Raw genomic sequence first — 12,739 nt, forward strand, 5'->3', positions numbered from 1 at the left:
AACGAGCCAGTCTACCGGGGTCGGCGATGAGCGGACCCGCCCGGCGCGCGCCGGCGTGCGGTCCCGGCCGTGACCTCACGCCGCGCGGACGCTCACGATGCTCGACACCGGAAGGGTGCGCTCGATGTCGGCGGCTCGGTCGCGACCGCGCAGTCGTCCGCCACCGAGCCCCGACGCCTCCAGCGTCAGTGCGCGCTCGGTGCCGTCGGGCATGCGCACGACGACGACGATCTCGGCCCGGGTGCGCACGGCCTGCTCGAGCTCGCGTTCGAGCCATCCCGCCTCCCCGCCGGCGGTGTGGCTGTGCCGCAGTGTCGCGAGCACCCGCTCGTACGTCTGCGCCGGGGTGGGGGCGGGCTCCGACGGCGTCGCGGCGGCACGCCGGTGGATGGGTTCGGGGCGGCCCGCGGCGTCGATCGCGATCACCGGGTACCGCGCGTCGGCGAGGGTCCAGTACACCGCGTCGCGGGCGACCCGCGACGACAGGCCGTCGCCGTCGCCCACGAGTCCGAGCGGGCGCAGGGCCTGGTCGACCGCGATCGTGTCGAGCACACCGGCGTCGGCGCTGTCGACCCGCGTGCGCCCCGACAGGTCGTCGGCGCTCACGCGGACGAGTCCGTGGCGCGACGCCGTGCTCTCGATGAGGTAGTCGAGCGGCTGCGGGATGCCCGTCAACGACAGTCCGGCGAGGAACTCCCGCATCGATGCGGCCGTCTCGCCCTCGCCCATGCCCGCGCCGAGGGACTCCGCCGTGAAGCGGTACGTCGACGCCTGGGCGCGGGACTCGCGCAGGGCGAGCGAGCGCAGTCGCAGGTCGAGCGCCGGTGCGAGGGGTCCCGGGGCGATCGCGGTGAGGTCGGCCTGCAGATAGACCCGGTCGATCTCGGCGGGAAGGTACGGGGCCATGGTGGCGGCATCCGCTCGCCCGCCCTCCCGCAGCACCGTCGTCCACGGGTACTCCGCCGTCGACGACTCGTCGGGGTCGAACAGGCCCCAGCGGGTGCCGATGCGGCGGCGGCGCTCGGCGTGGGCCGGCCAGTCGTCGTCGAGCGGGTAGGCGTCGGGCCAGGACGCGGGGATCGGGAACCCGCCGTCGGGGGTGCGGATGCCGCGAGGCAGCCCTGCCCGGAAGCCTTCGGCGATCACCTCCCAGCGTCGGGGGGTGGGGGTCTGCAGCCACGCCTCGCCGGCGTCGGTCACCACCCATTCGCGGTCGCGGGCCGCAGCGAGTCCCGCCTCGGCCGCCGAGGTCAGCAGGTCTTCGAGGTCGTCGGGGGACGCGATCGCGCCGGCGTCGGTCAGCCGGCGTCGGTCGACGGCGCTCACGGGGCCCGCGCCCGTGCGGGCGAGCGGCGTGTGCAGGCACGCGAGCAGGACGTCGGCGAGCGAGCCCGCTGTCGTGAAGGCCCGCTCCGCGGCCGCGGCCGTCGACCGCGGAGCGGCAGGGGTCGGTGCGGCGGGCGCCGGGGCCGGTGCGAAAGCGCCGGGGTGGGATGCCGCGGCCGCGGCGATCCGGCCGGCGACGGGCTCGTACGGTGCGTGGTCGGCGTCGGTCAGGGCGAGCAGGTCGGCGTCGCCGCCCGCACGTGCGGAACCGGCGGCCAGCGCGATGAGCTCCGAGCGATCCAGCCGCGTCAGCGCACGGTCGAGCTGCGCAGGATCGAGCAGGCCGTCGGCGGCGTCGAAGAAGTCGTGCCACCCGATGTGCGGCGAGATGCCCCGGGCCGCGAGCGTCCTGGCGAGCGCGGCGTCGTCCAGTTCGGCGAGCCGCGTCGCGAGTGCGCGCGCGTCGGAGCCCACCCGGTCAGCCTCCTCGGTTCGCCCGAGCCCTCCGCACGAAGCTCATGATGAGCACGGCGAGCAGCATCGCGAAGGCGACGATGGGGGCGAAGTAGACCAGGACGCCGACGACCGGCCAGATGCCGGTGTCCATCTTCGCGCCCGCGGACGAGGCGATCATGATCGCGAAGAAGCACAGGATCGACAGCGCCAGCAGGCCCAGCGACATGAAGGCCAGGATGCGGTCGATGCGACGTACGGGGACGTCGCCGGGCGGTTTCGTGCTCATCCGCTCCAGCCTACCCGTCATGATCAGGGGTTCCGGTCGTGTGAACGCGTTCTGATCGCGGTTCGCCGCGGCGCCGCGCACACCGGTGCGACTAGGCTGTCAGGCGTGGGGGTTGCACGACCCTCACGTTCGTCATGCTCTGTTTCGCCCGCGGTTTTCCGCGCGGCGCCCGATTCAGCGAGGTTCTCGATGCCCACCGGCAAGGTCAGGTTCTACGACGAGGAGAAGGGGTTCGGCTTCATCTCCTCGGACGACGGCCAGGACGTCTTCCTGCACGCCACCGCCCTGCCCGCCGGCACGCCCGCGCCCAAGACGGGTACGCGGCTGGAGTTCGGCGTCGCAGACGGCAAGCGCGGCCCGCAGGCGCTGTCGGTGCGCGTGCTCGACGCTCCGGTGAGCCTCGCCAAGCGCTCGCGCAAGCCTGCCGACGACATGGCGATCATCATCGAGGACCTCGTGAAGCTCCTCGACGGCATCGGCGGCGACCTGCGTCGCGGCCGCTACCCCAGTGGCGCGCACGCGAACAAGGTCGCGGCGGTTCTGCGCAAGGTCGCCGATGAGCTCGACGCCTGACCCGACGGCCGACGCGCGTCCCGACGACGGCGGCTTCGTCGCGCCCGAAGAGCCGGTGGATGCCGTCGCCGCGACCGACGAGACGCCCGAGATCGACGAGTCGGCTGTGACCGTCGAGGTCGTTGAGGTCGAGGTCGGCGTGCTCGACGCTCTGCTGGTCGATCTCGTGGACGAGGCTGTCGAGGCCGACGCTGACGTCGAGGTGGTCGAGGTCGATGTCGCCGTGGTCGAACCCGATCCGTCGCTGTTCGAGGCGCACGACCTGGCGCTGGCCGCGTTGCGCGAGATCACCTCCGAGGCGTCGATCGGCGAGCCCGCCGACTACCGGGTGGAGCCTGACGGCGTCGTATCGCTGCGGTTCGCCAACCGGCTGCCCGGGTACCCCGGCTGGTTCTGGACGGTGAGCCTCGCTCGCGTCGAGGGTTCCGAGCCGACGGTGCTGGAGGTCGAGCTGCTCCCGGGTGACGGCGCGCTGCTCGCGCCCGACTGGGTGCCGTGGGCCGAGCGCCTCGCGGAGTACCACGCCGCGCAGGCGGCGCTCGCCGAGGCCGCGCACGCCGACGACGAGGAAGAGGACGACGAGTCTGCCGACGAGCTCGACGACGTCGACGATCTGGATGCCGCCGACTTCGACGACGACGGTTCGCCGATCCTCCACGCCGGCGACCTCGACGGCGTCGACATCGACGTGCTCGACGCGTCCGCCGACGAGGAGTCCGATGAGGACGACTCCGATGATGAGGACGACGACTCGGACGAGGACGACTCCGACGAGGACGACTCCGACGAGGACGACGAGCGCTGACGGTTGCTCGTGCGGTCGGGGCGTTTCGTCTCGCTCGTGCCTCGCTCGCTCAACGGCCGGTAGAACCTGATCGTCGGTGCTCGTGCGGTCGGGGCGTTTCGTCTCGCTCGTTCCTCGCTCGCTCAACGGCCGGTAGAACCTGATCGTCGGTGCTCGTGCGGTCGGGGCGTTTCGTCTCGCTCGTTCCTCGCTCGCTCAACGACGGGTAGAACCTGATCGTCCGTGTTCGTGCGGTCGGGGCGTTTCGTCTCGCTCGTTCCTCGCTCGCTCAACGGCCGGTCGAACCTGATCGTCGGCGGTCTGTGCGCCGGGCCTTGCCCGCACATGCCGAAAGGGCGGTCCTCCGCGCCCGCAGCGCGCGGAGGACCGCCCTTTCGTCGTCCGTCAGGCGCGGGGGGCCGCCGTCGGGTCGGGGGAGGCCACGCGGAACCCGGCGTTCAGCAGCGCCTCTTCGCGTGACGAGGGACCGACGAGCAGTTCGAACTCGCCGGATTCCACGATGCGCCGGCCGGCGGCATCCACGATCGTGCACTCCGCGACCGGAACCGACAGCTCGACCGTCACGATCTGGCCGGGCTCCAGGTCGACGTGGCGGAACGCCTTCAGCTCCTTGTCTGCCCAGCTGACCGACGTGACGGTGTCGCGCACGTACACCTGGACGACCTCGCGCGCCGGGCGGGTGCCGGTGTTGCGCAGCTCGACGGTCGCGCGCACGGTGTCGCCCTGGCGGAGCTCGGTGTCGACGATTCGCAGCCGGTCGTACTCCACCGTCGTGTACGACAGGCCCTCGCCGAACGCCCATGCGGGCGACTGCGTGAGGTCCGCATAGCGATCCCCGTGCTGGCCGCGGATCTGGTTGTAGAAGATCGGCAGCTGACCGACGTGGCGTGCGAACGAGATCGGCAGGCGTCCGGTCGGCTCGATGAGACCGAGGGCGAGCTCCGCGATCGCGCGGCCGCCCTCCATGCCGGGCGACGCGGCCCAGATCACCGCGGCCGCGCGCTGCGCCGACGGCGGCAGCACCAGGGGCTTGGAGGCCATGAGCACGATCACGAACGGCGTGCCGGCCTCCGCGAGTGCGTCGATGAGGGCGATCTGCCCGCCGATGAGGTCGAGGGTCGCCGTGGAGCGGCCCTCGCCCACGAGCTCGATCACGTCGCCCACGACGACCACGGCCACGTCGGACGCCTGCGCGGCGGCGACCGCCTCGGCGATCAGCGCCTCGTCGGGCGAGGTGGGCACGACGATCTGCGGACGCGGCTGACCGTCCGGGAAGAACGCGCCGGCCGGGTCCTCTTCGAGCGTCAGCACGTCGGCGCCGCGCGCGTGGGTGACCGTCCAGTCCGCAGGGGCGAACGAGCGGAACCCGTCGAGCACCGTCGTGATCATGTCGCGCGGCTGGCCGTCGAGCCAGCCGGCCTGCCCGGAGCCGCCGGCCCAGTCGCCGAGCTGGGTCTGGGCGTCGTCGGCGAGCGGGCCGATCACCGCGACGCGACGGGCCCCGGCGGTCCCGGGGAGCGCGCGGCCGCCGGCATCCGCCGTGTATCCGCCGTCGAGCGGCAGCAGGCCGTCGTTGCGCAGCAGCACGAGCGAGCGACGCGTGAGGTCGAGGTTGAGAGCGCGATGCTCGGCGGTCGCGATCTCGGCGGCGATGCGCACGGTGTCGGGGTGGCGCGGGTCCTCGAACAGGCCCAGCTCGAACTTGAGCGTCAGGATGCGGGCGACGGCGGCGTCGAGCTCGTCCTCGCGGAGCATGCCGCGCTCGATCGCGTCGAGGGCGCCCTCGTAGAAGCGCGGCGTCGTCATGATCATGTCGTTGCCGGCCTTGACCGCGGCAGCCGCCGCGTGGGTGTAGTCGGGCTGGACCCGCTGCTCCCACACCATGCGCCCGACGTTGTCCCAGTCGGTGATGAGGGTGCCGGTGTAGCCCCACTCGCCGCGCAGCACATCGGTGAGCAGCCACTCGTTCAGCGTGATCGGCACGCCGTCGGTGCTCTGGTAGCCGAGCATGAACGTGCGGCATCCCTCCTTCGCGACGCGCTCGAACGGCGGGAGGAACCAGGAGCGGAGCTTGCGGTGCGAGATGTCGGCCTCGCTGGCGTCGCGGCCGCCCTGCGTCTCGGAGTAGCCGGCGAAGTGCTTGGCGGTCGCGAGGATCGCCCGCTTGTCGTCGAGTCCCTCGCCCTGGTAGCCGCGCACCATCGCCGAGGCGAGCTCGCCGATCAGGTGCGGGTCCTCGCCGAACGTCTCGTCGACGCGGCCCCAGCGCAGGTCGCGACTGATGCACAGCACCGGCGAGAAGGTCCAGTGGATGCCGGTCGCGGCGACCTCGACGGCCGTGGCGCGCGCGGCGCGCTCGACGAGCTCGGCGTCCCACGACGCGGCCATGCCGAGCTGCGTCGGGAAGATCGTCGCGCCCTCCCAGAACGAGTGCCCGTGGATGCAGTCCTCGCCGACGAGCAGGGGGATGCGCAGCCGGGTCTGCTCCGTCAGGCGGTGCGCCTCTTCGAGCCGCGCGGGTGAGGTGTGCAGGATCGAGCCCGCGTGCTTGGCGTGGACGATGTCGACGATGTCCTCGCGGGCATCGAGCTGCAGCATCTGGCCGACCTTCTCCTCCGCCGTCATGCGCGCGAGGAGGTCGGCGACGCGCGTCGGGATGGGAAGGCTCGCGTCCTGGTAGGGCAGGGTCTCTGCGGCGGTGAGGGTCACGGGGTCTCTCCTAGCGATCGCCGGGCGGTGATGGTGCGTACGGCGATGGATGGGTGGGGGTCGCGATCGGCGACGGGCGGATGTCGACCCGGGTGCGGCGGCTTCGGCCGCCGCACCGCGGATCAGGAACGGGATGGATGCCGGTGTCAGGCGTCCTTCGCGCCGGCGGGTTTCTTCGCGGCGGTGACGGGACGCACGGCGGTGACGGCGCTCGACACCTTGATGCCCTTCTTGCGCATGGCGCGGGCGCGCTCGCCGGCGGACCGCAGGCGCGGGTTGACGTACTCGTCGATGCCGAAGTTGATCAGCGACAGCGACATGCCGAGGAGGGCGATGCACAGGCCGGCGGGGACGTACCACCACCAGTAGTCGGGGAACGCGCCGTTCTGCTGGGCCCAGAACAGGATGGTGCCCCAGTTCAGGTTGGTGATCGGGATGACGCCGATGAAGGCCAGCGTCGTGAGGCCCAGGATCGCGGCGGTCACGGTGCCGACGAAGCTCGACGCGATGATCGCCATGAGGTTCGGGAGCATCTCGACCGTGATGATGCGGCCGAGCGGTTCGCCGTTCGCGCGGGCCGCCTGCACGAAGTCGCGGTTGCGCAGCGACATCGTCTGGGCTCGCAGCACACGTGCGCCCCAGGCCCAGCCGGTGAGTGCGAGCACCGCCGCGATCAGCAGCAGGCTCGGGTTGTCGAACTGCGTCGCGATGATGATCATCAGCGGCAGACCGGGCAGCACCAGGAACACGTTGGTCAGGGCAGACAGCGCCTCGCTCTTCCAGCCGGTCACGATGCCGGCGGTGACGCCGACCGCGACCGCGATGACGGTCGCGAGGATCGCCGACAGGAAGCCGACGATGAGGACGCCCCGCGTGCCGTAGACGATCTGACTGAAGATGTCCTCGCCCATGTGGCTGGTGCCGAACAGGTGCTGCCACGACGGCGGCTGCTTCAGCGCCGTGTAGTCCTTGTCGAGCGGGCCGTAGGGCGCGATGACATCGGCGAAGATCGCGACCAGGATGAAGACGCCGAGGATCACGAGGCCGGTGAGCGACTTGCGGTTGCGGAACATCGCGAACGACGATCCGATCCGCGCCAGCGCCGACGGGCCCGAGGGCCCCTTCGGCGCGCGTGCCGCGGTCGCCATCGTCTCGGTGCTGGGCGCGTGCTGCTCGGGCGCCGTCGTCAGCTCGGTGGTGGTGGGGACGGTCATGTCAGGCCTCCATCTGACGGGCGCGCGGGTCCAGGATGATGTACGCGATGTCGGCGATGATGTTCGCGACCAGCACCGCGAGGGTGATCACGAGGAAGACGCCCTGCATGAGCGGGTAGTCCTTCGCATTGGTGGCGTCCAGCAGCAGCTTGCCGATGCCCGGGTACGAGAACACGAGCTCCATGACGAGCGTGCCGCCGACGATGAACCCGAGGGCGAGGGCGAAGCTCGACAGCTGGGGCAGCATGGCGTTGCGCGCCGCGTAGGTCGTGACGACGGTGCGGTTCGACAGGCCCTTCGCCTGCGCGACCGTGACGTAGTCCTCGTCGAGGACGGTGATCATCATGTTGCGCATGCCGAGGATCCAGCCGCCGAGGGACGCGATCACGATGGTGATCGCCGGCAGCGCGCCGTAGTACACGACCTCGCCGATGAACTCGGGCGTGAAGCCGGGGTGCGTGCCCTTGCCGTAAGCGTGGGATGCGGGGAACCACTTCAGCGTCGACGAGAAGACCGCGATCGCGATGAGTCCCATCCAGAAGTACGGGACCGTCGAGAAGAACGTCGCGACGGGGATGATGCCGTCGGTCGCGCGGCCTCGGCGCCAGCCGATCCAGGCGCCGACCGCGGTGCCGAGAACGAACGAGATGATCGTCGCCAGGCCCACGAGGCCGATCGTCCAGGGGAGCGCGCTGGCGATGACATCGGTCACCGGGCTCAGGCCGTGCGAGAACGACCGGCCGAGGTCGCCGCTGAGCAGCAGCTTCCAGTAGTCGATGTACTGCTGCCAGATCGTCGTGTTCTCGTCGAGCCCGAACAGGGTGCGCAGGGCATCGGCGGCCTCGGGGCTGATCTTGCCCTGGTTCTTGGCGATGTACGCCGAGACCGGGTCGCCCTTCATCATGCGGGGCAGGAGGAAGTTGATGGTGATCGCGGCCCAGGCCGTGAACAGGTAGAAGACGGTGCGTCGCAGCCAGAACCTCATGCTGAGACTCCTTCGGTGGCGGCGGCCTTGTCGTGGCCGCCGAAGTGGCGGTCGGGATCGGGGGAGGCGTTGCGCAGCCGTCGCGTGTAGTCGTCCTGAGGGTTCAGGATCACGTCGTCGGCCGGGCCGCGCTCGACGACCTTGCCGCGGTTGAGCACCATGATCTCGTCGCTGAAATGGCGGGCCGTGGCGAGGTCGTGCGTGATGTAGAGCACGCCGAGGTTCGACTCGCGCTGCAGGTCGGCGAGCAGGTTCAGCACGCCGAGGCGGATCGAGACGTCCAGCATCGAGACCGGCTCGTCGGCGATCAGCAGGCTCGGGCGGGAGGCCAGCGCGCGCGCGATGGCGACGCGCTGACGCTGGCCGCCCGACAGCTCATGCGGGCGACGGTCGATCGTGGCGTCGGGATCCAGCCGCACGCGCTCGAGCAGGCGGCGCACCTCGGCCTCGATGTCGGCCGCGGGCACGATCTTGTCGAGGCGCAGCGGGCGCTCGATGTGATGACGGATGGTGTGGTACGGGTTCAGCGAGGCGAACGGGTCCTGGAAGACCATGCGAACCTGCTGCCGGTAGCGGCGCAGCGCACGACCCCGGCGCGGGATCGGCACGCCGTCGAGCAGCACGTCGCCCTCGGTCTGGCGCTCCAGCTGCGTGATGATCTTCGCGATCGTCGACTTGCCGCTGCCGGACTGGCCGACCAGGGCGATCGTCTGACCGCTGTGGAGCGTGAAGCTCACGTCGTCGAGCGCCAGCATCTTGCCGGCCCCTCGCACGCGGTAGCGCATGGACACGTTGCGGAACTCGAGGTTCGTCATGCGGAGACCTCCGTCTCGGCGCCGGCGGGCACGGCTTCGGCGGACGCGGGTGCCGGGCTCGCGGCATCCCCCTCGCCCTGCGTGCCCCGCACGAAGTCGCCGCGTTCGCCGGTGAGGCTGGGGAACGACGAGAGCAGTCGGCGGGTGTACTCGTGCTGCGGGTCGCGGTAGATGTTCTCGGCCGTGTCGAGCTCGACGATCTTGCCGTGGCGCATGACGGCGATGCGGTCCGAGATCTCCAGCAGCAGGGGGAGGTCGTGGGTGATGAAGACGACCGAGAATCCGAACTCGCGACGCAGGTCAGAGATCTGACGGAGGATGTCGCGCTGCACCAGCACGTCGAGTGCCGTGGTGGGCTCGTCCATGATCATGAGCTGCGGGTGCAGGGCGAGGGCCATCGCGATCATGACGCGCTGGCGCATGCCGCCCGACAGCTCGTGGGGGAACGACTTCAGCCGGTCCCGGCCGACGCCGACCATGTCGAGCAGGTCGCCGCAGCGCTGGGTGCGCTCCGCGCGCGACATCTCGGGTCGGTGCGCGACGAACACGTCACCGAGCTGGCGGCCGATGTTGATGACGGGGTTGAGCGCGTTCATCGCGCCCTGGAAGACCATCGAGGCCTTGTCCCAGCGGAAGCGGCGCATCTCGTCGTCGCTCAGCGCGCCGATGTCGATGAGCTCGCCCGAGGCGTCGCGGAAGAGTGCGGAGCCGCCGGTGATGACGGCCGGGGGCTTGAGGAGTCGCTGGATGCCGTAGGCCAGCGTGGTCTTGCCGGAACCGGATTCGCCGGCCAGGCCCAGGATCTCACCGCGCTTCAGTTGCAGCGAGACGTCGCGCACCGCCTCGACGGGCGGGTCGACGTCGTAGGTGACGCTGAAGTCGGAGATCGTCAGCAGAACGTCTTCGGTCATGTCTCGATTGTTCGGGATTCGGGTGCAGGGTGGGGCGGTCTGCCGAAAGGCGACCAGAGAAAAGCAGGGGCTGAGCCGTGAGGGCCCAGCCCCTGCAATTTCGACTCGAACTCAGCTCGCGGGCTGGAGCTTCGTCAGGATGAGCACAGACCACGGCTTCGTCGGGTCGGCCGGGACGTACGGGTCGTCCTCGCTCGGCCAGCCGACGTAGTTGCGGGTGTTGAACTCGGCGATCGACGGGCGCGTGCCGATCGGCATCGCCGGGACCTGGTCGACGAAGATCTTCTCGATCTTGTCGAGGGCCGCGGTGCGGGCGGCCTCGTCGGTCGTCGAGGCGTACTCCGCCAGCGCCGCGGTGGCGTCAGCGTTGTCGAAGCGGCCGAAGTTGAAGTCGGCGGCCTCGCCGATCGGCTTCAGGAAGCGGCCGTCCATCTGGTCGCTGTACAGGTCGTACGGCGTGGCCGCGTCATCGGTCCAGTGCAGGATGGCCTGGAAGTCGCCCTCGCCCTTGGCCGCCCACCAAGTGTCGGCGTCGGGCGTGTCGACGGCTGCCTCCACACCGAGCTCCTTGACCGAGTCCGCGATCAGGCTGATGCCCGTCACGTAGTCGTTCCAGCCCTGCGGCACCGAGAGGGTGAAGGTGACCGGCTCGCCCGACGGGTCGACGAGCTTGTCGCCGTCCCACGTGTAGCCGGCGTCGGTGAGCACCTGCTTGGCGCCGTCGACGTCGACCTCGTACTCCTGGCCCTCGAACTCCGGCGCGACGAACGCGTCACCGGCACCGGGTGCCAGACCCGTGACCGACGTGAGCTCCGGGACGCCGCCCTCGCGGGCGATCTCCTGGTGCTTCGCGCGGTCGATGACCATGTTCACGGCCTTGCGGAACGCGACGTCGTTGAACGGCTTGGTCGTGGTGTTGACGAACATCGTGTCCACCGCGAGACCGGCGGCCGGCCAGTAGACGTTGTGCTCCTTGTCCTTGTCGAGGAACGCGGAGTCGACGTTCGAGATCCAGGCCTGCGCCCAGTCCGCGTCGCCGTTGGCCATCGCCGTGGTGAGCGCGGTGTTGTCGGCGTACGACACGTAGTACAGCGTCGGCACGGCCAGCTCGCCGCCCCAGTAGTCGTCGCGCGCGGACAGCTCGACCGACTGCGACGAGAAGCTCGTCAGCGTGTACGGGCCGGTTCCGACGGCGTCGTCGTCGCTGAAGGTCGTCGGGTCGTCGACGTCCTTCCAGATGTGCTCGGGAACGATCAGGGTGTGCAGGACCTTGTCCTGCTTGACGAACATCGGGTTCGTGAACGTCAGGGTGACGACGTCGCCGTCCGTGGTGACATCCGTGATCCCCAGCGCCTTGGTGTCGAGCGCCGCGTTGTCCTTGATCAGGTTGAAGGTGAACGCGATGTCGTCGGCGGTGAAGTCCTCGCCGTCGTTCCACTTCACGCCCTCGCGCGCCGTCAGCTGAACCGAGGTGTAGTCGGCGGCCCACGTGATGTCCGACGCGAGCCACGGCACGACGTCGGAGCTGGGGTCGGCGAGGTTCACGATCCCGAGCGGCTCGTAGATCGCGTTCGCGTAGCCGAGCTTCAGCGCGGACGAGTCGCCCACCCAGGGGTTGTTGCCCTCGGTGGTGATCGGGCCGTCCGGCTTTGCGATCGTCAGCGACGCGCCGGCCTCGGGCTTGTCGTTGCCGCCGCTGTTGCCGGCTGCGCAGCCGGTCAACGTGATCGCCGCGGCGAGGCCGACAGCGACGAGGGAGGTTCTGAGCCTCATTGCTACTCCTTCGGTGTGTGCTCGGCGGCGTGACCGAAGGTCGGACCACGGCGTCGAGAGGTGATTGCCGGATCAACTTACAATCAAGTAAGTAACTTTTGCAAGTAGGCTCCTGCAAGGACGCGAACAGGGTGGTGCGTAGACTCCCAGACGGGCAGTCGAGCCCTGTTCGCACGAAGCGTAAGTCACCGCAGATGTGAACAAAGTGAAGGGGGTGTCCACGGATGACAGGTCAGCGACGGCAACCGCGCTCACGGCCGGAGACGCTTGTGCGACGCCGTGAGATCCTCGATGCCGCTGCGGAGATCTTCGGCAGCAAGGGCTTCGCCGGCGGGACGCTCCAGGAGATCGCCGATCAGGTGGGGATGACCCACGCCGGGATCCTCCATCACTTCGGCTCGAAGGACCAGCTCCTCATCGAGGTGCTGCAGCATCGCGACGAGACGGACGTCGCCGATCTCGAAGAGCAGCACATCCCCGACGGGATGCCGCTGTTCCGCCACCTCGTGCGCACCGCGTTCGTCAACGCCCACCGCGCCGGCATCGTGCAGGCGTACGCCGTGCTGTCGGCCGAGTCGGTGACCGACGGACACCCGGGCCGCGAGTTCTTCGAGAAGCGGTACATCACGCTGCGCTCCGAGGTCGCCCACGCCTTCGAGGTCGTGTGCGCCGAGCGCGGCGTCACCGAGCCCGCGACCGTCGGCCTCGCGTCGGCCAGCATCCTCGCCGTCATGGACGGTCTGCAGGTGCAGTGGCTGCTCGCTCCCGACGCCGTCGACCTCGCGCGCGCGTCCGAGTTCGCCATCGAGGTTATGGGGTGGGGGTTGGGGGCCCCCCACCCGTCCCCGGGGGCCCACCCGCCCCCCCGCGCCCAAAACTTAGAAGC

10 protein-coding genes and 1 pseudogene are annotated in these 12,739 nt (G+C 70.2%); 3 read left to right on the top strand and 8 right to left on the bottom strand.

Annotated elements, in window-relative coordinates; translation table 11 throughout:
* Positions 1 to 75: 75 nt before the first annotated feature.
* Both ACFWJ8_RS06925 and ACFWJ8_RS06930 read right to left on the bottom strand, forming a co-directional pair.
* A complete protein-coding gene (locus tag ACFWJ8_RS06925; protein ID WP_378810125.1) occupies positions 76 to 1,800 on the bottom strand; it encodes a helicase-associated domain-containing protein in 1,725 nt (574 codons plus the stop codon).
* A 4-nt stretch (positions 1,801 to 1,804) separates the two neighbouring features.
* Positions 1,805 to 2,068, bottom strand: a complete 264-nt coding sequence (locus tag ACFWJ8_RS06930) for a multidrug ABC transporter ATPase (protein WP_378810127.1) — start codon at positions 2,066 to 2,068, stop codon at positions 1,805 to 1,807.
* Positions 2,069 to 2,257: 189 nt separating this feature from the next.
* Between ACFWJ8_RS06930 and ACFWJ8_RS06935 the strand changes: the two genes are divergently transcribed.
* Positions 2,258 to 2,641 (top strand): cold-shock protein, encoded by a 384-nt coding sequence (locus tag ACFWJ8_RS06935; protein ID WP_378810129.1) that lies wholly within the window; start codon positions 2,258 to 2,260, stop codon positions 2,639 to 2,641.
* Positions 2,625 to 3,446, top strand: a complete 822-nt coding sequence (locus tag ACFWJ8_RS06940) for a DUF3027 domain-containing protein (RefSeq protein ID WP_378810131.1) — start codon at positions 2,625 to 2,627, stop codon at positions 3,444 to 3,446. The genes ACFWJ8_RS06935 and ACFWJ8_RS06940 overlap by 17 nt, the downstream gene beginning before the upstream one ends.
* A 384-nt stretch (positions 3,447 to 3,830) precedes the next feature.
* Here ACFWJ8_RS06940 and ACFWJ8_RS06945 read toward each other — a convergent pair whose 3' ends face one another.
* From ACFWJ8_RS06945 to ACFWJ8_RS06970, 6 genes are all read right to left on the bottom strand, one after another.
* A complete protein-coding gene (locus tag ACFWJ8_RS06945; protein ID WP_378810133.1) occupies positions 3,831 to 6,155 on the bottom strand; it encodes a glycoside hydrolase family 3 N-terminal domain-containing protein in 2,325 nt (774 codons plus the stop codon).
* Between the two features lie 146 nt (positions 6,156 to 6,301).
* Positions 6,302 to 7,369, bottom strand: coding sequence for an ABC transporter permease (locus ACFWJ8_RS06950; RefSeq protein WP_378810134.1), 1,068 nt, complete (start codon positions 7,367 to 7,369; stop codon positions 6,302 to 6,304).
* Position 7,370: 1 nt separating this feature from the next.
* Positions 7,371 to 8,354 (bottom strand): ABC transporter permease, encoded by a 984-nt coding sequence (locus tag ACFWJ8_RS06955; protein WP_378810136.1) that lies wholly within the window; start codon positions 8,352 to 8,354, stop codon positions 7,371 to 7,373.
* Positions 8,351 to 9,169, bottom strand: a complete 819-nt coding sequence (locus ACFWJ8_RS06960; protein ID WP_378810138.1) for an ABC transporter ATP-binding protein — start codon at positions 9,167 to 9,169, stop codon at positions 8,351 to 8,353. Before ACFWJ8_RS06960 ends, ACFWJ8_RS06955 begins: the two co-directional genes overlap by 4 nt.
* Positions 9,166 to 10,080 carry an ABC transporter ATP-binding protein gene (locus tag ACFWJ8_RS06965; RefSeq protein ID WP_378810140.1) on the bottom strand — a complete coding sequence of 305 codons (915 nt, stop codon included), beginning with the start codon at positions 10,078 to 10,080 and terminating at the stop codon, positions 9,166 to 9,168. Before ACFWJ8_RS06965 ends, ACFWJ8_RS06960 begins: the two co-directional genes overlap by 4 nt.
* A 111-nt stretch (positions 10,081 to 10,191) precedes the next feature.
* Positions 10,192 to 11,853 (bottom strand): ABC transporter substrate-binding protein, encoded by a 1,662-nt coding sequence (locus tag ACFWJ8_RS06970; protein WP_378810142.1) that lies wholly within the window; start codon positions 11,851 to 11,853, stop codon positions 10,192 to 10,194.
* 224 nt (positions 11,854 to 12,077) lie between these two features.
* Here ACFWJ8_RS06970 and ACFWJ8_RS06975 point away from each other — a divergent pair.
* Positions 12,078 to 12,701: pseudogene (locus ACFWJ8_RS06975) on the top strand (TetR/AcrR family transcriptional regulator); the annotation flags it as partial.
* Positions 12,702 to 12,739 lie beyond the last annotated feature (38 nt).

The organism is Microbacterium sp. NPDC058389, assembly GCF_042722305.1.
Classification (GTDB): domain Bacteria; phylum Actinomycetota; class Actinomycetes; order Actinomycetales; family Microbacteriaceae; genus Microbacterium.

Coding starts and splice junctions, on each gene's coding strand:
- ACFWJ8_RS06965 (WP_378810140.1), bottom strand. CDS start 10,080: ATGACCGAAGACGTTCTGCTGACGATCTCCGACTTCAGCGTCACCTAC.
- ACFWJ8_RS06930 (WP_378810127.1), bottom strand. CDS start 2,068: ATGAGCACGAAACCGCCCGGCGACGTCCCCGTACGTCGCATCGACCGC.
- ACFWJ8_RS06950 (WP_378810134.1), bottom strand. CDS start 7,369: ATGACCGTCCCCACCACCACCGAGCTGACGACGGCGCCCGAGCAGCAC.
- ACFWJ8_RS06970 (WP_378810142.1), bottom strand. CDS start 11,853: ATGAGGCTCAGAACCTCCCTCGTCGCTGTCGGCCTCGCCGCGGCGATC.
- ACFWJ8_RS06960 (WP_378810138.1), bottom strand. CDS start 9,169: ATGACGAACCTCGAGTTCCGCAACGTGTCCATGCGCTACCGCGTGCGA.
- ACFWJ8_RS06935 (WP_378810129.1), top strand. CDS start 2,258: ATGCCCACCGGCAAGGTCAGGTTCTACGACGAGGAGAAGGGGTTCGGC.
- ACFWJ8_RS06940 (WP_378810131.1), top strand. CDS start 2,625: ATGAGCTCGACGCCTGACCCGACGGCCGACGCGCGTCCCGACGACGGC.
- ACFWJ8_RS06955 (WP_378810136.1), bottom strand. CDS start 8,354: ATGAGGTTCTGGCTGCGACGCACCGTCTTCTACCTGTTCACGGCCTGG.